Annotated in this window: 21 protein-coding genes and 9 tRNA genes; 11 read left to right on the plus strand and 19 right to left on the minus strand. The window is 43.8% G+C overall.

Going from position 1 to position 19,065, the window contains the following annotated elements; genetic code table 11:
• Positions 1-52: 52 nt before the first annotated feature.
• The 19 genes from E4V70_RS01765 to E4V70_RS01855 form a co-directional block, all read right to left on the minus strand.
• Positions 53-1,453, minus strand: coding sequence for an aspartate ammonia-lyase (locus tag E4V70_RS01765; RefSeq protein WP_122862152.1), 1,401 nt, complete (start codon positions 1,451-1,453; stop codon positions 53-55).
• 863 nt (positions 1,454-2,316) lie between these two features.
• Positions 2,317-2,649, minus strand: a complete 333-nt coding sequence (locus E4V70_RS01770; protein ID WP_122862151.1) for a cupin domain-containing protein — start codon at positions 2,647-2,649, stop codon at positions 2,317-2,319.
• Between the two features lie 141 nt (positions 2,650-2,790).
• On the minus strand, positions 2,791-3,147 hold the full coding sequence (gene rplS / locus E4V70_RS01775) for a 50S ribosomal protein L19 (RefSeq protein WP_122862150.1): 357 nt from the start codon (positions 3,145-3,147) through the stop codon (positions 2,791-2,793).
• Positions 3,144-3,848: a tRNA (guanosine(37)-N1)-methyltransferase TrmD gene (gene trmD / locus E4V70_RS01780; RefSeq protein WP_122862149.1), complete on the minus strand. Its 705-nt coding sequence runs from the start codon at positions 3,846-3,848 to the stop codon at positions 3,144-3,146. The genes rplS and trmD overlap by 4 nt, the downstream gene beginning before the upstream one ends.
• Entirely contained in the window at positions 3,848-4,375 is a 528-nt protein-coding gene (gene rimM / locus E4V70_RS01785) for a ribosome maturation factor RimM (protein WP_122862148.1), read from the minus strand. Before rimM ends, trmD begins: the two co-directional genes overlap by 1 nt.
• A complete protein-coding gene (locus E4V70_RS01790; protein WP_002946320.1) occupies positions 4,368-4,610 on the minus strand; it encodes a KH domain-containing protein in 243 nt (80 codons plus the stop codon). Before E4V70_RS01790 ends, rimM begins: the two co-directional genes overlap by 8 nt.
• A gap of 7 nt (positions 4,611-4,617) precedes the next feature.
• Positions 4,618-4,848: a 30S ribosomal protein S16 gene (rpsP, locus tag E4V70_RS01795; protein WP_002951203.1), complete on the minus strand. Its 231-nt coding sequence runs from the start codon at positions 4,846-4,848 to the stop codon at positions 4,618-4,620.
• Positions 4,849-4,915: 67 nt separating this feature from the next.
• Positions 4,916-6,256 carry a signal recognition particle protein gene (gene ffh / locus E4V70_RS01800; protein WP_122862147.1) on the minus strand — a complete coding sequence of 447 codons (1,341 nt, stop codon included), beginning with the start codon at positions 6,254-6,256 and terminating at the stop codon, positions 4,916-4,918.
• Between the two features lie 66 nt (positions 6,257-6,322).
• Entirely contained in the window at positions 6,323-7,081 is a 759-nt protein-coding gene (locus E4V70_RS01805) for an RluA family pseudouridine synthase (RefSeq protein WP_122862146.1), read from the minus strand.
• Positions 7,078-8,217 carry a lipid IV(A) 3-deoxy-D-manno-octulosonic acid transferase gene (gene waaA / locus E4V70_RS01810; RefSeq protein WP_122862145.1) on the minus strand — a complete coding sequence of 380 codons (1,140 nt, stop codon included), beginning with the start codon at positions 8,215-8,217 and terminating at the stop codon, positions 7,078-7,080. The genes E4V70_RS01805 and waaA overlap by 4 nt, the downstream gene beginning before the upstream one ends.
• A gap of 9 nt (positions 8,218-8,226) precedes the next feature.
• Positions 8,227-8,937, minus strand: a complete 711-nt coding sequence (locus tag E4V70_RS01815; RefSeq protein WP_122862144.1) for a zinc ribbon domain-containing protein — start codon at positions 8,935-8,937, stop codon at positions 8,227-8,229.
• 9 nt (positions 8,938-8,946) lie between these two features.
• Entirely contained in the window at positions 8,947-9,684 is a 738-nt protein-coding gene (locus E4V70_RS01820; RefSeq protein ID WP_122862143.1) for a Nif3-like dinuclear metal center hexameric protein, read from the minus strand.
• 6 nt (positions 9,685-9,690) lie between these two features.
• Positions 9,691-10,575, minus strand: a complete 885-nt coding sequence (gene glyQ, locus E4V70_RS01825) for a glycine--tRNA ligase subunit alpha (protein ID WP_002946299.1) — start codon at positions 10,573-10,575, stop codon at positions 9,691-9,693.
• A 20-nt stretch (positions 10,576-10,595) separates the two neighbouring features.
• Positions 10,596-12,134, minus strand: a complete 1,539-nt coding sequence (locus E4V70_RS01830) for an AbgT family transporter (RefSeq protein ID WP_122862142.1) — start codon at positions 12,132-12,134, stop codon at positions 10,596-10,598.
• Between the two features lie 6 nt (positions 12,135-12,140).
• Positions 12,141-12,557 carry a GyrI-like domain-containing protein gene (locus E4V70_RS01835; protein ID WP_122862141.1) on the minus strand — a complete coding sequence of 139 codons (417 nt, stop codon included), beginning with the start codon at positions 12,555-12,557 and terminating at the stop codon, positions 12,141-12,143.
• 2 nt (positions 12,558-12,559) lie between these two features.
• Positions 12,560-13,033 carry a DUF3972 domain-containing protein gene (locus tag E4V70_RS01840; RefSeq protein WP_122862140.1) on the minus strand — a complete coding sequence of 158 codons (474 nt, stop codon included), beginning with the start codon at positions 13,031-13,033 and terminating at the stop codon, positions 12,560-12,562.
• A 10-nt stretch (positions 13,034-13,043) separates the two neighbouring features.
• Positions 13,044-13,541 (minus strand): 5-(carboxyamino)imidazole ribonucleotide mutase, encoded by a 498-nt coding sequence (gene purE, locus E4V70_RS01845; RefSeq protein WP_122862139.1) that lies wholly within the window; start codon positions 13,539-13,541, stop codon positions 13,044-13,046.
• Entirely contained in the window at positions 13,538-14,797 is a 1,260-nt protein-coding gene (locus E4V70_RS01850; RefSeq protein ID WP_122862138.1) for a peptidase U32 family protein, read from the minus strand. Before E4V70_RS01850 ends, purE begins: the two co-directional genes overlap by 4 nt.
• Positions 14,797-15,519 (minus strand): chemotaxis protein, encoded by a 723-nt coding sequence (locus tag E4V70_RS01855; RefSeq protein ID WP_122862137.1) that lies wholly within the window; start codon positions 15,517-15,519, stop codon positions 14,797-14,799. The genes E4V70_RS01850 and E4V70_RS01855 overlap by 1 nt, the downstream gene beginning before the upstream one ends.
• Before the next feature lie 126 nt (positions 15,520-15,645).
• On the opposite strand from E4V70_RS01855, the gene E4V70_RS01860 reads away from it, so the two are divergent.
• The 11 genes from E4V70_RS01860 to E4V70_RS01910 all read left to right on the plus strand — a co-directional run bounded on the left by E4V70_RS01860 (position 15,646) and on the right by E4V70_RS01910 (position 18,924).
• Positions 15,646-16,425 carry a histidinol-phosphatase gene (locus E4V70_RS01860; protein WP_122862136.1) on the plus strand — a complete coding sequence of 260 codons (780 nt, stop codon included), beginning with the start codon at positions 15,646-15,648 and terminating at the stop codon, positions 16,423-16,425.
• Positions 16,426-16,510: 85 nt separating this feature from the next.
• Positions 16,511-17,941 carry a type I glutamate--ammonia ligase gene (gene glnA / locus E4V70_RS01865; protein WP_122862135.1) on the plus strand — a complete coding sequence of 477 codons (1,431 nt, stop codon included), beginning with the start codon at positions 16,511-16,513 and terminating at the stop codon, positions 17,939-17,941.
• 208 nt (positions 17,942-18,149) lie between these two features.
• Positions 18,150-18,225, plus strand: a tRNA-Lys gene (locus E4V70_RS01870).
• 12 nt (positions 18,226-18,237) lie between these two features.
• A tRNA-Glu gene (locus E4V70_RS01875) sits at positions 18,238-18,313 on the plus strand.
• A gap of 15 nt (positions 18,314-18,328) precedes the next feature.
• A tRNA-Val gene (locus tag E4V70_RS01880) sits at positions 18,329-18,404 on the plus strand.
• Positions 18,405-18,412: 8 nt separating this feature from the next.
• Positions 18,413-18,489, plus strand: a tRNA-Asp gene (locus tag E4V70_RS01885).
• Between the two features lie 3 nt (positions 18,490-18,492).
• Positions 18,493-18,568, plus strand: a tRNA-Lys gene (locus E4V70_RS01890).
• Positions 18,569-18,589: 21 nt separating this feature from the next.
• Positions 18,590-18,665 (plus strand) — tRNA-Val (locus E4V70_RS01895).
• 8 nt (positions 18,666-18,673) lie between these two features.
• Positions 18,674-18,750: transfer RNA gene (locus E4V70_RS01900), tRNA-Asp, on the plus strand.
• A 3-nt stretch (positions 18,751-18,753) separates the two neighbouring features.
• Positions 18,754-18,829: transfer RNA gene (locus E4V70_RS01905), tRNA-Lys, on the plus strand.
• Positions 18,830-18,849: 20 nt separating this feature from the next.
• Positions 18,850-18,924: transfer RNA gene (locus E4V70_RS01910), tRNA-Glu, on the plus strand.
• Positions 18,925-19,065: the final 141 nt, after the last annotated feature.

Here is a 19,065-nt window from a genome sequence, read left to right on the forward strand (position 1 = left end):
TAAATTTAAAAGGCGCCGAATTTTACCTCGGCGCTTTAAGACTTTTGCTCAGTTATTTGCCCATGTGAGGGTTTAGCATATTTTTAGGCTCTAGGATCTTGTCTATCTCCTCTTTTTTCAAATATCCTCTCTCCAAGCAGATATCACCTACGGCTTTGCCTGTTTGCAACGCTTCTTTAGCGATGCTTGCAGATTTTTCGTAGCCGATGTACGGGTTAAACGCAGTTACGATACCGACTGAGCCGAGTACTGATTTTAAGCATGCTTCAGGATTTGCGGTTAGTTTTCTGATAGCTTTTTCGGCTAGGGTTTTCATCGCATTTTCAAGGATGAAGATCGAGTTAAATAGCGCGTAAGCGATACCAGGCTCAAATGCGTTTAGCTCAAATTCGCCTCTCTCGCTGCAAAGCATTATGGTTACGTCGTTGCCGATTACCTCGTAGCATGCCTCGCCTACGACCTCTGCGATGACCGGGTTTACTTTACCAGGCATGATAGAGCTACCAGGCTGCATCTGAGGTAAATTTATCTCGCCAAGACCGCATCTTGGGCCTGAGTTCATTAATCTTAAGTCGTTTGCAATCTTGCTTAGGCGAACGGCAGCCGTTTTTAGCGCGCCGCTAACGTGAACAAAATCTGCAGTGTCTTGAGTAGCTGCGATGAAATCATCGGCAGGCTTAAAGTTTACGCCTGTAATTTGGCTTAAAATTTTATGAACGGCCGCTTTATAATCAGGATGGCAGTTGATGCCCGTTCCGATCGCGGTCGCACCCATGTTTAGCACAGCCATAGACTCTCTTGCGGCGGTGATTTTTTCGATATCGCTTTTGATGTAGCTTGCAAATGCGTTAAACGTGTTGCCAAGCGTCGTAGGAACGGCGTCTTCTAGCTCGGTTCTACCCATTTTGATGATATCTTTAAAGTCTTTTGCCTTGACTTCTAGCTCGTTTTTAAGTAGCTCCATAGCCTTTAAAAGATCGGTTAGTTTGGCGTATGTAGCGACTTTGATCGAGCTTGGATAAGTGTCGTTGGTGCTTTGGCCCAAATTCGTATGGTCGTTTGGATGCAGATACTGATACTCGCCTTTTTTGTGTCCTAGGCTTTCAAGCGCGACGTTCGTTATAACTTCGTTTGTGTTCATATTGGTGCTAGTTCCGGCACCGCCTTGGATCATATCTACTACGAATTGATCTAAATATTTACCCGCGATTAGCTCGTCGCACGCTTTTGCGATTGCGTCGGCTTTTTGCGCGTCTAGAACTCCAACTTCTTTGTTGGCTAAGGCCGCAGCCTTTTTGATTTGAGCAAATGCCTTTACGAAATACGGATAATCTTTAAGCGGTCGTCCGCTCATGTGGAAATTCTCAAGCGCCCTGAATGTTTGCACGCCGTAATATACATCATCAGCTATCTCTAGCTCACCTATGAAGTCGTGTTCTCTTCTGGTTCCCATAATGGTACTCCTTGTGATGAAATTGAATAGTGAAACTATAGCGCAATTAAACTGATATTTAAATTAAAAGTTTAATTTTTTATTTATTTTTTTATTACTATTTTGTTATTTTTATATATCCAAGTGAACTTAATTTATCTTTAAAATAGCCTAAACAACGCAATACTTTTTGCTTTTAAATATTATATATTTTTTAAATACGAGTAATAAATGTATGAGATAGTGTCTCTAAAATTTAAATTATTAACTTTTTGTTTTACTATTTTATACTTATAATAAAGCTTAACTTAAAATGTTATATTAATTTTTCTTGAAAGAGGTTGATGGTTTAAATTTTGATTTTTTTGAGTAGTTTGACGGCTATAAATTTTATATGTTTTTAAATTCGTATTTTTTGTTGAAGTATGACGAAAATTTAGTTTTTTATAATTTAAGAAATTTTCGGGCATTAAATTTAAATCTACTTATTTTTATATATCTAGTTTTTACTTTGTTTTTTAGGTCAACGCTAATAAATTTGATAAAATCGCTTCTGGTTTACGCACCATAGTCTAAATTTTATAAAATTTAAAGTTAAACCTTATGAAGATTAATAACTTCACCACTGCCACTCAGAGGCAAACTATGCAAAATCACATATTAAAAAAGCTTAAAAGCCTTATGAAGCGATGCCAGTACGGTAAAATTCAAATTACCACAATAGGCAACCCCGCCAAAGCCTCTAGCATAGTTACCTATCTTAAGCTCTTTTTATTGTTGCTTTGGTACAAAAAATTAACGTAGATCCTTACGTGGCGCTACTAAAACCATTCTACAGACCAATATTTATCGGTGGCTTTATAGCAAAGCCACAAAAACAAAGACTAAGGCTTTAAAACCCCAAAAACTCTACTTACATCGTCATTTTTGCTCAAGCTAAGTCTTACGATGCTATTTTCCAAAGCAACCAAGGCATGTACTACGTTTGGCTCGAGCGTAACCATATCAAGCGCATCCAAGATAACATTGTTTTCTCCAACGCTAAAATCTATCTTGCCGCTTAAAACCTGCACCATGATAGCGCCAGGAGCCTTATGTTCCTTCATTTGGGCACCTTTTTCTAAATTTATGCGTATTTCTTTACTGTTCGGTCCATCAAAAAGCTTAGCTACAGTAACGCCGTTAAATACGTCATTTTGCCATACAATTTTTTCCATTTATAACCTTTATTATAAAATAATAACAGGATTGTAACTCTAATTTTAGATAAAATGATTGATTTTAATTAAGCGTTTTTAAAATTTAAGAATACAGAAAGAAGGCAAAAGCCTAAAACTAGACTTTTGCAAGGAGTAAAACTATTTTTTAAGCTCTTTAATACGAGCGGCTTTACCGCGTCTATCACGTAGATAAAATAGCTTAGCACGGCGAACGCGACCTTGTCTTAGAACGGTTATGCTCTCTAGACTTTCGCTATAGATAGGGAAAATTCTCTCTACGCCTACGCTATTTGCGCCTATTTTTCTGATGATAAATGTTTCGCCAGTTCCGCTTCCGCGTCTTGCTATGCAAATACCTTCAAAATTTTGAATTCTTGCTTTATCGCCCTCTTTGATGCGGATAGCTATACGTAAAGTATCTCCAGCACGAAAATCAGGCACAGACTTTTGGGCTATTTGAGTTTGTTCAAACGCCTCGATATACTTGTTTCTCATATTTTTTCCTTAGTCGGCGGCTCAAATTTTTGGTATAAATCCGGACGAAAAAACCTAGTTTTTAAGAACGCCATATTATTTTTCAAAGCTCTGATTTTAGCATGGTCTCCCTTTAAAAACGCTGAAACTACACCAGAACCTTTGTAATCACTGGGTTTTGTAAAAGACGGAGCCTCAAGTAAATCACCTTCAAAACTTTCAACTTCAAGACTTTGATTATTTCCTAAAACGCCTTCAATATTGCGAGAAATCGCATCGGCAATACAAAGCCCCGCCAGCTCCCCTCCAGTCATCACAAAGTCGCCGATACAAAAAATTTCATCTGCGTATTTTTCTACCATTCGCTCATCTATGCCCTCATACCTACCGCAAACCAGACAAATATGTTCTTTTTTTGCCAGGCGCCTAGCATCGTTTTGGGTAAATTTTTTCCCGGCGGGCGCAAGAAAAATAGTATGAGATTTTGGCTTATTTTTTAGTAAAAATTTTAAAGCATCATCAAGAGGCTGACATGTCATGAGTAATCCTGCGCCGCCTCCAACCATATAGTCATCTACCTTTTTATGCTTATCTGCGCTAAAATCCCGAGGATTTAAAAAATCAATTGAGATAAGTTTATCTTTTACCGCACGACCCAAAATACTATCTTCAAAATAAGGTCGCACAAGGCTTTCAAAAAGCGTAACAAAGGTAAATTTCATCAGGAATTTTCTAAAATTAAGATAGCATTTTTGGTGTAAATTTTTTTATTTTCCACATCGACTTTTTCTATATAAACGTCGATATAAGGAATGTAAAAACTTTTTTCCAACCCTTTGGCAATCAAATTTTCATCGGTTTTTACTAAAAATAGATGATTTGCGCCGACTTCGTCTATATCCTCTACTTCGCCGAGTCTTTGGTTATTCTCATAAATTTCGCAACCGATGACATCAAAATAGAAAAATTCGCCCTTTTTTAGTTTGCAGTTTTTTCTAGTTTCTTCTTTTGTAGTGTAGATTGTTTTATTTGTAAGAGTTTTTGCGCTATCTATATCTTCAAAACCGTAAAAAGAGATCGTATTATTTGTATGATTGTAGTTTTTTACGACGAGTTCTTTACCGTCTTTGTCGAAAAATGTAGCATTTTTTTTAAACTGGTTAGGAAAGTCGCCTTTATTATGAAGCTTGACAAACCCCTTTAATCCTATCGTTTTGCCAAGCAATGCGACTTCTACAAGCTCACTCAAGAGGCTTTACCGTAACGCGGTATGATGTCGCATCTTTGGCTTTATAGCCCACGATTACGGTCTTTATCGCGTTTATCATCCTGCCGTCTTTGCCGATAAGCTTGCCTGTATCGACTTTATCGGCGTAGATTATCAACTCGGCAAAATTTTCGCCAAGCTCAACTCGCTCAAGTTTCACTTTATCTGGAAAATCAGCGATGAGCTTAGCGTATTCAAGTAAAAAATTTTCTACCATTTTTTAATTATTTGCTAGTTATTTTTGCAACCCTGTCACTAAGTTTCGCACCGACGCCTTTCCAATAAGCCAAACGCTCAGCGTCAAATTTTACCACCTCAGGCTCAACCATAGGGTTGTAGTATCCGATCGACTCTATCCAGCCGCCGTCTCTTCTTTTTCTGCTATCCGTTACGACTATACGATAAAAAGGTTTTTTCTTGCGTCCCATTCTCGTTAGTCTTACTACTGTTGCCATTATATTTCTCCTTCTGTTTTTTAAATAGGCTTAAATTTGGCCACGCTCGTAGCCAAATTTAAGCCCTTTAATTAGGGCGAGTGTTTTTAGCTTGGTTTAGTAAATTTCCAAGCCCTTTCAGACCTTCTTTACCAGAAAACCTCTTTGCTATTTTTGATGCGTTTTCAAACTGCTTCAAAAAGCGATTTACCTCTACTTGAGATAGTCCAGATCCCGCAGCCAAACGTCTTTTTCGGCTATTGTTTAGCAAATCAGGATTTTCACGCTCTTTTTGCGTCATCGAATTTATCATAGCTTTTATATGTAAAATTTCCTTCGAGTTATCAAGGTCGATATCTTTTATCTGATTTGCGACGCTTGATAGACCAGGTATCATACCGATTAAGCTTTTCATATTTCCGAGCTTTTTGACGCTTTCCATTTGCGATAAAAAGTCGTTAAAGTTAAACTGCCCTTTTTTGATCTTTTTATTTATTCTTTTTGCTTCTTGCTCGTCTATCACGGCGCTAGTTTTTTCAACCAACGTCGTCAAATCGCCCTCGCCCATTATGCGGCTCACGATACGCTCAGGGATAAAGCTCTCCATATCGCCGACTTTTTCGCCGATACCAACGAATCTAAGCGGTATATTTAGCTGCTTGGCTATGCCGATAGCTACGCCGCCTTTGCTGTCCGAGTCAAATTTGCTTAGCACCACGCCGCTCATTTTTAGCGCATCGTTAAACGTGCTTGCGGTTTTTACGCCGTCTTGTCCGCTCATAGCGTCGGCTACGTAAAAAATTTCATGCGGCTGGAGCGCTGATTTGATATCTTTTATCTGCTTCATCAAAGCTTCGTCTATCGCTAGACGTCCCGCCGTATCGACCAAAAGTACGTCGTAAAGACCGCTTTTTGCTTTAGCTAGCGCTTGTTTAGCTACGTTTAGAGGATCGGTTTCGTTTTCTATGCTAAAAAGCTCTATCTCGTTTGCTTCACAAAGCTGACGAAGCTGCTCGACGGCCGCCAAACGCTGCAAATCGCACGCCGCGACCAAAACTTTTTTCTTTCTAAGTTTTAGATAATTAGCTAGCTTTATCGTCGTAGTGGTTTTTCCGCTACCTTGCAAGCCTGCCATCAGCACGATCGTAGGAGCTACGGGCGCAAAGACAAAACCCTGGTTGCCCGGCGCGGTTAAAACCTTCGTCAAATTTGACTTGATAGCGTCTAAAAACTGCTTTTGACCTATCCCGCTTTGCTTTAGGTCGGCCTCTATGAGAGCTAGCAATTCTTTGGTAACTTTGTGATGAACATCGGCTTTTAGTAATGCTTTTTTAAGCACGTCAAGCGCGTTATTTAGCGCTTTTTCATCGTCTACGAAACGAATTTTACTAACGGCTAAACGAAACGACTCGCTGATTTGTTCAAACACATTCTACCTTTTATTTACATTTATAGCTAAAGCGCGTATTTTATTAAATTTAAGCTTTATCGCTCTTTAAATCTCAAAATTTCTTGAAATTTCAAAACCGAGCCTGTTAAAATCACTGCTCAAATTTGACCTAAATTTATATCCTAAAAGCTCGATTTTATAAGCGTGCAGATACATTCTTGCGGATTTATTTTTAGCGTATTTTTCATCGCCGACGATCCCGTATCCCGCGTGATTTAGATGCACTCTGATTTGGTGAGTTCTGCCGGTTTTTATCTCGACTTTTACGAGGCTTTTTTTGCCTGCGACCATAACCGGCGTCACATGCGAAAACGCCTCTTTGCCGTTTGGCGATATCTTAGAAAACGCTCCGCCTTTGTTTTTTAGCGTGATTATTGGTTCGTTTACGCTAAATTCCTCGCTCACGATACCTTTTACCGCTGCGACGTACTCTTTTTTTACGCGGCAGTTTTTAAACTCCTCGATCGCTTTTTTTTGAAATTCCTCGTTTTTCACGAGTAAAAGCACGCCGCTAGTTTCCTTATCAAGCCTGTGAAGCAACGGAAATTTATAAGTTTCGCTCACTTTTTCCGACGTTAAAAATGCCGGTTTATCAACCGCGATCAGGTTTTCATCCTCGAAAATCACGCTTGGGCGCGGCAGCTTTTGCACGTTAAATTTAGTCGCCGCGCTCATCATCGCGCGCGCCACAGCGATCTTCTGTCCTTTGGCGCTAACCAGCCCCGCATCGATCAGTTCCTTTGCCTCGTTGTTTGAGATACCTTCCTGGATCGCCAGCAGTTTATAGGCTTTTTCTTCTTTCATAAATTTTCCTCAATATCTTTTAAAATCTCGCTCGCATCGCCTTTGGCGACTATTTTTGTTTTTGGTAAATTTTGCTTTAAAAGCGAACTTATCTCGCCCGCTTTTGCAATTTTTATGCCGTCAACCGCGCTATATAGGGCCTTTTGGTTAAATACAAACTCCCCGCTTATCACCGCGTTTTCAAACTGCGCCGCCTCGATCGGATTGTGTCCGCCGACATTTGGCACGAAGCTACCGCCTAGCACTACGACGTCGCTAAATTTATAAATATTTACCAGCTCGCCCATCGCATCGACCAGCATACACTGTGCGTCAAAGTTTTTAGTTTCGCTAAATTTAGCAAAACTAAGTCCATTTTTTACGGCAAATTTAACCAAAATCTCGCCCGCCTCGCAAAATCTCTCAGGATGACGCGGCACTAAAATCAGCTTATCGTTTGCGCTCAAATTTAACTCTCGCAAGATCAGCTCCTCTTCGCCCGCATGAGTGCTTGCTAGCACAATCACGCGCTCTTTTGGTTTGGCGTAAATTTTACTCGGGCTTGGTAAAAAGGCTGATTTTATATTGCCGCTAACGACGATATTTTTAGCGCCGAGCCGCTGCAGGCGCTGTTTATCCAGATCGCTTTGAGCGTAAATTTTATCTATAAATTTAAACAAATACCTGTAAAAAAAGCTAAATTTTAGATAGCTTTTGTAGCTCCTATCAGAAATCCTAGCGTTTACCAAAATGACGCGAGAACCTTTAAATTTAGCCCAAAAAACAAGCCCTAGCCAAAGCTCGGCCTCAAAAATAACCGTTATTTTAGCGGGCTTTAGCCAAAACGGTAAAAATATCTCAAACGGCAAAAAGCGCGTATTTTGCGTGATCTTTTTCGCCTCGTCAAATCCTGTTTTGGTTACGACCGAGACTGCGGCCGCGTCTTTAAATCTACCAACTAGCGGCGCGATAGAACGCACCTCGCCGAAACTGCACGCGTGAAAATGCACGCGCGAGGCGTCAAATTTGGGATTTTTAAACAAAAAAAATCTAGCGGGGATCGAGGCTCTGTACTTTTTCTTAAAAGCTAAAATCGCAAGCGGTAAAGCCCCCAAGGCAAACGCCGCGAGGACTAAAACGTAATAAATTATTATCAAATTTAAAGGCTAGTTCGCCGCTTCTTTGTATAAAATTCGGCCGCAGTGAGGGCAGGTCACGATATCTTCGCCTTTGATGACGGCAGAATAAGTCTTGTCGTTTATCTGCATAAAGCAGCCGTAGCAGGCCTGTTTTTTGACCGGCACGACGGCGGTGTTGTGCGCCCATTTACGGATTTTCTCGTAAAAGGTCAAGATTTTTTGATTCATCTGGCCGACTAGCTTATTTTTTTTAGCGTATATTTCGTTTCTTTGCTGCTCGATGGCGCCTACCTCAGCCGAGATTTCGCTCTCGATTTTGGTCAAATTTTCGCCAAGCTCCGCAGCCTTTGTCTCAAGCTCGCTTTTTAGCGCATTTTTGCTATCTATGATTTTTTCTAGTCTTTCGATCTCTTCATTTGCGGCCTCTAGCTGTTCTTTAGCTAGCTCGTCTTCTAGTTGAAGAGCTTTTATCTCTTTTTCGGTTTTTGCAGCGCCGCTCTTTTTAGCGACGTCTTTTATCTTCGCGCTAAATTCGGCTATGTGCGCGTTTGTTTGAGATTTTTGATTTTTTAGCTCGGTCACGCTCGTAGCCGCTTCCTCGATCTGTGCCAAAATCGCCGCCTGCTCGTCCTTAGTCGCTTTTAAAACGCTTTGAACCTTCTCAAGGCGCGGAGTAAAATCGTCGATGTCTTTATCGATAGCTGAGAGCTCGACTAGCTGTTCTAAATATTTATTCATCTTTTTCCTTTAACTGTATGAAAACGGGTTTTTTGAGTTGGATATTATAGTAGGAATCGGCAAAATTTGCAAATATTTTGCAAGCGACTCCCCAAAATACCGCTCGCTCTCGAAGTGTCCGATGTCTAGCATAGTAAGATTATTTTGTGCGGCGCTCATGGCTTGATGATACTTCAGATCCCCGGTTAAAAACACATCCGCTTTAACGATATCAATCAAATCGCCGCCGCTTCCCGTGCAAAAGGCAAGGCGCTTTACCGGCGCATTGGGGTCAAATTTTCGCCCTTTGCAAACCCTTAAATGGCTCAAATTTAGCTTTGCTTTTACCCTCTCGCAAAGCTCGTCAAAGCTCAAATTTACATCCGCATAAAGCAAAAATCCATCGCGTTCCTTTGGCGTAAAGCCCAAAATTTCGCTTACCACGTACTCATTTAGATGGCTTAGATCATAGTTCGTGTGCATCGCAATCAGGCTTAAATTTTTAGCCATCATCTTTGCGATTAGGATGCTTGGATATTTGTCCAAATTTAGGGATTTTAGCCCTTTAAAAATGAGCGGATGATGCGTGATGATGAGCGAGTTTGGCTGCACCTCGTCTAAAAGCCCATCATCAACGTCAAGGCTAAGATAAACGCGCTGCGCGCTAGCCTCAAAGGAGCCCACTAGCAGTCCGCTGTTATCCCACTCCTCTTGACTCTCAAACGGGCTAATCTCGTCTAAAATTTTATAAATTTCGCCGATTTTCATCAAATTTTATTCGCCCTTCGCGTCGTTTTGGGCTGCGGCGTCGATGCTGGCTTTATACGTCAGCGCGCACTCTTTGGCCAGCTCGCGGATTTTTAGGATATAGTCTTGCCTTTGCGTTACGCTGATAGCTCCGCGCGCGTCAAGGACGTTAAACGTATGCGCCGCAAGCATGCAATAATCGTACGCAGGCAGCGAAATTTTAGCCTCTAGGCAGCGTTTGCACTCGCCGAATGCATTTTCAAACTGGCGAAATAGCATATCTACGTCTGCGATTTCAAAGTTATATTTGCTCCACTCAAATTCGCCCTGCTTATGCACGTCGGCGTAGGTCACGATATTGCCGCCCCTATCGTCCCAAACGATATCATAGACGCTATTTACGTCCTGCAGATACATCGCAAGGCGCTCAAGGCCGTAAGTGATCTCGGCCGAAACCAGCTCGCACGCGATGCCGCCAACTTGTTGAAAATACGTAAACTGCGTCACCTCCATACCGTCTAACCAGACCTCCCAGCCTAGCCCCCAAGCTCCCAGCGTCGGGCTCTCCCAGTTATCCTCGACGAAGCGGATGTCGTGATTTTTCAAATTTAACCCGAGCTTTTCAAGGCTTTTTAGATAAAGCTCCTGTATATTTTCCGGACTTGGTTTAATGAGTACCTGAAACTGATAATATGCACCCAGGCGGTTTGGGTTTTCGCCGTATCTACCGTCGGTCGGGCGGCGAGAAGGCGCTACGTACGCCGTCGCCCACGGCTTTGGCCCCAGGCTCCTTAAAAAAGTCGCCTGATGATAGGTGCCAGCACCCGCAGGCATATCGTATGGCTGCAGTATCACGCAACCCTGCTCGCGCCAGTAGTTTTGCAACGTCAAAATAATCTCTGAAAACGTCATTTTTCTTCCTTTTTAAAATTTTATTTTAGATAATGTATATCCGCGCCCGGCCCCAAAGGTAGGTCAAAAGCGTACCAAACCGATATTAGCGCCGCCCACGAGATCAAAAACGCGACCGTGTAAGGCAGCATTATCGAGACTACAGAGCCGATTTTTAGCCCCTTGTCGTAGCGCTGCATAAACGCCACTATCAGCACGAAAAACGGCATCAAAGGCGTGATGATATTCGTCGTCGAGTCGCCTATCCTAAACGCGGCTTGCGTTAGCTCGGGCGAGAGGCCTAGGTTCATAAACATTGGCACGAAAATAGGCGCCATCATCGCCCATTTAGCCGAATCCACAGCGATAAATAAATTTATAAACGCGATCACGACTATAAAAACGATGATAAGGCTAAGCCCGGTTAGACCGATATCTTTTAAGAAAACCGAGCCTTTTATCGATAGCACCAGCCCTATGTTCGAGGCGTTAAATAGATAAGTAAACTGAGCCGCAAAAAATATCAAAACCAAAAATCCCGATAGCTCGGCGACGGCTTGCTCCATAAATTTAACCGCATCGCCGCTGTTTTTTATCGTACCAGCTCCGACGCCGTAAGCTGCGCCCGCCACTATAAAAAATAGCATCATAAAAATGATGATAGAGTGCATGAAAACGGACTTCGTAAAGCTCTCGCCCTCTTTTGCGCCAAAGAGCGAATTTGACGGTAAAAGCGCCGCTAGCAAAAGGACCATAAAAATAACCGACGCGATGAGGGCAAATTTTAGCCCGCGTCTTTGCTCTGCGCTTATCTCGCCGCGCTCGTCTAAATTTAGCACGCCTTCAAAGCTAAATTTACCCAGCCTAGGCTCGACGATCCTATCGGTTACAAACGAGCCAACGATCACGATCAAAAAGGTCGATGCGATCATAAAATACCAATTTGCCGTAGCTAAAACGACGTAGTCGGGATTTAGCACGCTAGCCGCCTGCGTAGAAAACGCCGCGAACATCGGATCGTTCGTGCCGATTAGCAGATTTGCCGACCAGCCGCCGCTAACGCCGGCAAAAGCCGCCGCAAGCCCCGCGATAGGATGGCGCCCAAATCCCGCAAATAAAATAGCTCCAAGCGGTATCAGCACGACGTATCCGACCGATGAGGCGACGTTGGACATCACGCCCAAAAAGATCACGATAGGAGTTACCCATTTTCTGGACGAATTTAGGGCGATTTTTTTAACTAGCGCCGATAAAAGCCCAGCCTTATCCGCCACGCCGATACCTAAAATGATCGCAAAAACCACGCCAAGAGGATAAAAACCGGTAAAGTTTTTAAGGACGGACGAAACAAAAGTCCTGATACTATCAGCCGAGAGCAAATTTACGACGTTTGCGCTTAGCTGCGAGATCTGCCCGTCCTTGATAGCCTGGTAGCTGACGCCAACTCCGAGCCTCTCTAGCGCAAACGACAGCAAAATCGTGATAACAGAAAGATAGACGAAAAGCATGGTAGGATTAGGCAGCTTGTTGCCGAATTTTTCGATAAAACCTAAGATCGATCCGCTATTTTTGTTATCCATTTTTTCCTAATCTAAAACCGAGATATAAATTTTTATCTCGTCGCCGCCGTAAAACTCAAAGTCCGTCTCGTAGGCTCTTTTTAGTTTCGAGCCTTCAAAATATTTCCAAATTTTTTCCCAAAATTTCGCTACGTTTTGCGGCTCGCTCGGAAAGCTAAAAACGGCGTATTTGCCGCTTTTTATCTCTAAAATTTCACCGCCAGGGCAAAGCGACTTCGTACCGATAAATAAATCATAAAGCCCGTTTGCGCCGTTTTCGTAACTACAATAAACGCCGTAAATTTCGCTTTTGCCGTCATAAAAATCTTTTGTAAATTTAGCCCACAAGGCCGGGATTTTACCGTCGCCATTAATCTCGTCGGCATTTTTGGTGCGAATTCTTAGTCCATAAATTTTAAAACCCTCTACCGCTAAAATTTCCATGACTACTCCTTGTCGCCTTTGAAATTTTCAACCGCTTTGTTCCACATGAGTTTGTATTTTCGCTTTAAAAACTCGACTTCATCTTGCGAATTTTTTAGCTGCTTTGTGAGCGTCTCGACCGTGCGGCGATCCTCGTCGTAGAGCTCCTGCATCGAGATTAGCGCCTCTTTTAAAAACTTATTTTCGTTGCGCAGGGTCTCTAGCGTCTCGTCTTTGGCATCTAGCACCTTTTCGTGCAAATTCAGTATCGTACCGATCGTCTTTTCTACGAAGCTAAAGCCATCCGCGCCGATCTGGGGCGCAGGTACGGCCACGACGCTAGGCACCACACTCATCGTGCCCTGGCTGGCTTCTATGAGGATTTCGCCGTCTTCTTCTTTCGTATTTAGCACGCCTCGGTTTATCATCCCCTCGATCACCTCGCGCTCTAGGTGCACGAGCTTACAAAATTCGTCTATATTTAGGTATGTCTGCATCTTTGCTCCTTTAGGCGAGTAAAACTTCCACCTTCGCCGAGTCGTCCTCCACCTGCTTGGCTTTAGCTGCTCGGTCGGCCTTTAGCATTTCGTCTAGATTTTGGTCGTTTAGGGCTAAAATTTGTAGCGCCAGATAGGCTGCGTTTACCGCGCCGGCCTTGCCGATAGCGACTGTACCCACAGGCATACCGCCTGGCATCTGCACGGTCGAATAAAGCGCGTCCACGCCGCTAAGCGCGGAGCCTGCCATCGGTATGCCGATCACGGGGCGAGTGGTGTTTGCTGCGATAGCGCCCGCTAGATGCGCCGCCATGCCGGCTGCCGCGATAAATACCTGCGCACCCTTTTCCTCGGCTGCGGCGACGTATTCGCTAGTTCGCTTCGGGCTTCTGTGCGCGGAGCTTATGATTAGCTCGTAAGGGACGTTAAATTTCTCAAGCGTTTTCGCCGCCTCGCTAACTACGTCGTAGTCGCTCTTGCTTCCCATTATTATAGATACGAATTTCATTTTATTTCCTCTCTTAAAAAGCTAAATTTAGGCAACTTCGCGCCCAAATTTACTTCGTTTTCGTTGCCGCTGTGGATTTCTGCTATTTCCTTGCCTTTTTTGGTTACGAGCTTTTTAAATTTGATAAATTTCTTGCCGTCGCGACCAAAAATTTGCGAGATTTCGCTCTCGCCCTCATCTATCTGAGCGCCCAGTGGAGCCACTATCTCATACTCGTTGCCCGGGAAAATTTTATATTTGCATTTAAAAAACTCGCCGTCTAAAGTCATGGCGTTTACCTGATGGGTGCCCTCCTCTAGGCTGCTGGCGTGATTTTGCGTATCAGCCTTTTCAAACGGGCGATTTACCAGGTAGCCGTCGGTAAAACCGCGATTTTTTAGCGTATTTAGCTCGCCGGCGTAAATTTGCGCGTCAAATTTGCCAGCCACTGCGTCATCTACGGCCATGCGATAGGCTCTAGTTGCACAGGCGGCGTAGTATTCGCTTTTCGTGCGGCCTTCGATCTTTAGGCTATCGACCGCGCCGCTTTCGATGATGTCTTTGATGTGAGCGGATAGATTTAAATCCTTAGAGTTCATTATGTGCGTACCGCTTTCGTCCTCCTCGAGACGAAACAGCACACCACTCTCCTCACTCTTTGCGTAGAGTTCGTATTTAAACCTGCAGTCGTTGGCGCAGCTACCGCGGTTTGACTGGCGGCCGCTTTGCACGGAGCTGACCAAACAGCGCCCAGAATACGCAAAACACATCGAGCCGTGCACGAAAATTTCGATATCCAGCGTCGGGATTTGCTCTTTTATCTTCACGACGTCTTTTAGGCTCATTTCGCGCGCCACGACGATGCGTTTTGCGCCCATTTCGTGGTAAATTTTGGCATCCAGAGCATTCATGACGTTTGCCTGCGTCGAGAGATGGATCTCGATGTCGGGGGCTATTTCTTTTGCCAGGCTCATGACGCCAGGAGTCGCGATGATAAAGGCATCTGGCTTCATCGCCGATATCGTTTGCAAGTGGCGTTTTAGCGGCTCGATTTGCGAGCTAAAAGGAAACGCGTTTACCGTCGCGTAAAATTTCTTGCCTTTTGCGTGCGTGTATTCGATAGCTTCTTTAAAGGTTTCAAGGTTAAATTCGCGCGCCGAACGAGTGCGAAGCGAAAAGCTCGCCACCGATGCATAAACCGCGTCTGCGCCGTACTCTAGAGCTATTTTTAGCTTGGTTAAATTCCCCGCGGGAGATAAAAGCTCAGGCTTTAGCACTATTTTTTGCCCAAACTTTCTATCAGAGCTTCGATATCGTCGTTACTGACGAGGTTTTCGGTGTGCGTATCGCCAGCGATATGCACGGCCGAAGATACGCGCTTCTCGTCGTCGATCTTGCCCTCAAACAAACTGCTCATATACTTGCTAAGCGCGCGCATGACGTTGATGACGCGCTCGATCTTCTGGCGGTGGATGTCTTGATACTGCATCATATCCATCGCCATCATGATCTCGTCTTCAGCCATCCTGACGTTATCTAGCGTCATTTCGGCGGAGCTTTTTAGGGCGTTATTTTTCTCTAGCGCCTCGGAAAAAGCGGCGATATTCGGGAATTTTTCGTGTAGTTTCGTAAAAATTTCGATATTAGCCTCGATACCGCCGATAATCTCGCTAAGTCCGCTCTCCGCGTCCATAGAAAAGTTATTGATCGCATCAAGCTTGTCAAACATCTGCGTGGCTTTTTCCTCGCTATCCTTTGTGACGTCGTCTAGCTGATGAACCATCTTGTGATCGTCCGTCGGTGGAGGCGGAGGCCACGGCATGTTCGAGGATATACGCATCTCGGTGCCCTCGTAGTTTATTATCTGTTCACTCGGCGCCGGATCGGTTTTTTTCGCGCTCTCTTCCGCAGGCGGCGCAATTTCTTCCGCTGTTTCCTCGCCGATCTCTTCATCTTCAAAATCGCCCGCCATCAAGGCGTCAAGTTCTTCTTGCGTCATAAAATCTCCTATTTAAATTTGGGCTGATTATATAGAAAATTAACGAAATATAAGTTTAAAAACCCAAACTTTATCCTTAAATTTATTAAATTTTAGGTAGCATTTGCAAAATATTTAAGGATAAAAATGAGAGTCGATCTGCACAACCACACGCCGCTTTGCAAACACGCCGTAGATGAGCCTAGAGAGTATGTTTTAAGCGCGATAAATTCAAACTGCGAGTATTTTGGCTTTAGCGATCACGCGCCGATGAAATTTGACGAGGCGTACCGTATGGAATTTTCGCAAATACCCTCTTACGAGAGCGAAATTTTGCGCCTCAGAGACGAATTTGACGGGCGGATTAAAATTTTGCTGGGATACGAAGTCGATTTTTTAGAGGGCTTTATGGACGAGCGGGTTTTAGGGCGCAAGGTCGATTACCTCATCGGTTCGGTGCATTTTTTGGGCGGCTGGGGCTTTGACAATCCCGAATTTATCGGCGAATACAAAAAACGCGACATAGATCAAATTTGGCGGGATTATTTTTACTGCGTCGAAAAGATGGCAAAGTCGGGTAAATTTGACATAGTCGGGCATTTGGATTTGCTAAAGGTATTTAAATTTATGCCAAAAACTGACGTTAGACTCCTCGCCAAAGACGCAATCGAGGCTATAAAAAAGGCAAATTTGACGGTGGAGATAAATGCGGCCGGCTTTAGAAAACCGGTCGGAGAGCAGTATCCGAGCGTAAATTTACTAGAAATGATCGCCGAAAAAAAAATCCCTATCACGTTTGGCTCGGACGCGCACACTAAGGACCAAGTCGGTCTAAACGGCGAAAAATGCGAGCAAATCGCTAGAAATTTAGGCTTTAGCAAGTGTGCGGTATTTCAAAACCGCGATAGAGAATTTGTAAAATTTTAGATCGGGTAGAAAAAATTATTTAAATTAATCTTAAAAGTAAAATTTTATGATAAAATTACAAAATCAATAAACACAGGAGCGAAAAATGGGAAAATTCGTAAAAAGTGTCGATCATTTTTTTGATTTTTGCAAAGAACACGAGGTCAAATTCGTGGATTTTAGATTTACCGATATGAACGGCGCTTGGCACAGCATATCTTATAACATAAAATTCGTAGAAAAAGATCACTTCGTAAACGGCATACCGATGGATGCGAGCTCGCTAGGAGGATGGCAACCGATCGAAAGAAGCGATATGCTGATGTGCCCCGAGGCAACTAGCGCCTTTTTAGATCCATTTACCGCCGACGTTACGGTCGTGGTTTTTGCCGATATTTACGACATTTACAAGGGTCAAATTTACGAAAAATGCCCGCGCTCGATAGCCAAAAAAGCTATGGCCTACGTCAAAGAAAGCGGCATGGGCGATGTGGCGTATTTTGGGCCGGAGAATGAGTTTTTTATATTTGATAACGTAAAAATAGTAGACAGCCCAAACTGTGCGATGTTTGAAGTAGATAGCGAAGAAGGCGAGTGGAACGATGCTAGAGACTTTAAAGACAGCTACAACACCGGCCACCGCCCAAGAAGAAAAGGCGGCTATCTAATGACGCAACCGACCGACAGCATGGTTGATCTGCGCGCCGAGATGATGCAGGTTTTAGAGCAAGTCGGCCTTGAAGTCATGCTAGGACACCACGAGGTCGCGCAAGGACAAGGCGAGCTGGGGGTTAAATTCGGGACCCTTCTTGAAGCGGCCGATAACGTGCAAATTTACAAATACGTCGTCAAAATGGTCGCCCACCTAAACGGCAAAACGGCGACATTTATGCCAAAACCGCTCTACGGCGATAACGGTAGCGGCATGCACGTGCATCAGTCGGTGTGGAAAGACGGCAAAAATTTATTCTACGGCGAAGGAAAATACGCAAATTTGAGCGATTTTGCGCGCTGGTACATCGGCGGAATCTTAAAACACGCAAGGAGCGTCGCGGCCTTTACAAACCCTAGCACAAACAGCTACAAACGCTTGATCCCGGGCTTTGAGGCGCCGTCAATCCTAACGTATTCTAGCCAAAACCGCTCCGCCTCGATCCGTATCCCATACGGCTCTGGAGAAAAATCGGTCCGCGCCGAAATGCGCTTCCCCGACGGTACGGCAAACCCGTATTTGGCCTTTTCAGCGATGCTGATGGCGGGACTTGACGGCGTAAAAAATAAGATGGAACCGGTCGGTCCGATGGATGAAAATTTATTTAAACTACACCTAGATGAGATCCGCGAACGCGGTATCGAGCAGCTCCCACACACGTTAAGAGGTAGCCTAGAGGCGCTAATTCGCGATAACGAATACCTTCATCCGATCATGACTCCGACGTTTATAAATGCGTATCAGCATTATAAATTCGAGAGTCAAGTATGGCCGTACGAAGCGCGACCTACTCCATACGAGTTTAAAACCTGCTTTTCTTGCTAAATTTAAGGGATTGCAAAATCCCTTTTTGGTTTTTCAGTCAAATTTTGCCTTTTTAAATTTGGGTCAAATTTGATTTTTTTCGTGATTTTAATGAACGCAAAATTTGTTAAATTAAATCAAATTTGCGGCTAAATTTAAAAAACAGCGGCTTTTTGTCTTGACAAATCAGCCTTTTTTATATATAATCACGTTTCGTTTTTTGAAAAATGTCTTGTTAGCTCAGTCGGTAGAGCATTTCACTTTTAATGAAGGGGTCGCTGGTTCGAGTCCAGCACAGGACACCATTTTTTTACATAGACCCTTTCGTCTAGTGGCCCAGGACTCTACTCTCTCAGTGTAGCAACAGAGGTTCAAATCCTTTAAGGGTCGCCACGATTTAGTCTTTTTGGTCGCTTAGCTCAGTTGGTAGAGCGCCACCCTTACAAGGTGGATGTCATAAGTTCGAGTCTTATAGCGACCACCATTTTAGGTGCAGCGGTAGTTCAGATGGTTAGAATGCCGCCCTGTCACGGCGGAGGTCGCGGGTTCGAGCCCCGTCCGCTGCGCCATTTGTCTTGTTAGCTCAGTCGGTAGAGCATTTCACTTTTAATGAAGGGGTCGCTGGTTCGAGTCCAGCACAGGACACCATTTATTTTTTTGTTAAATTTGGGTCGCTTAGCTCAGTTGGTAGAGCGCCACCCTTACAAGGTGGATGTCATAAGTTCGAGTCTTATAGCGACCACCATTTTAGGTGCAGCGGTAGTTCAGATGGTTAGAATGCCGCCCTGTCACGGCGGAGGTCGCGGGTTCGAGCCCCGTCCGCTGCGCCATTTGCCTCGTTAGCTCAGTTGGTAGAGCATATCACTCTTAATGATGGGGTCGTAGGTTCGAGCCCTACACGGGGCACCACGATTTATTTTATCATTGTTGGCCCTTTCGTCTAGCGGTTAGGACACCAGCCTCTCACGTTGGTAACACGAGTTCGATTCTCGTAAGGGTCACCAATCCGCTTTTAAATTTACTACTTCGCTTTTTAAGTTGCCTTGCATAAAAACCATATTTCAATATGAGCGCAAATTAGTAATCTCTAGCTTTTATAAAAAGTCACAACCGCAAGCATTTAATTTCATGCCAATTCTCTTTTT

This window comes from Campylobacter showae (assembly GCF_900699785.1).
Classification (GTDB): Bacteria; Campylobacterota; Campylobacteria; order Campylobacterales; family Campylobacteraceae; genus Campylobacter_A; species Campylobacter_A showae_D.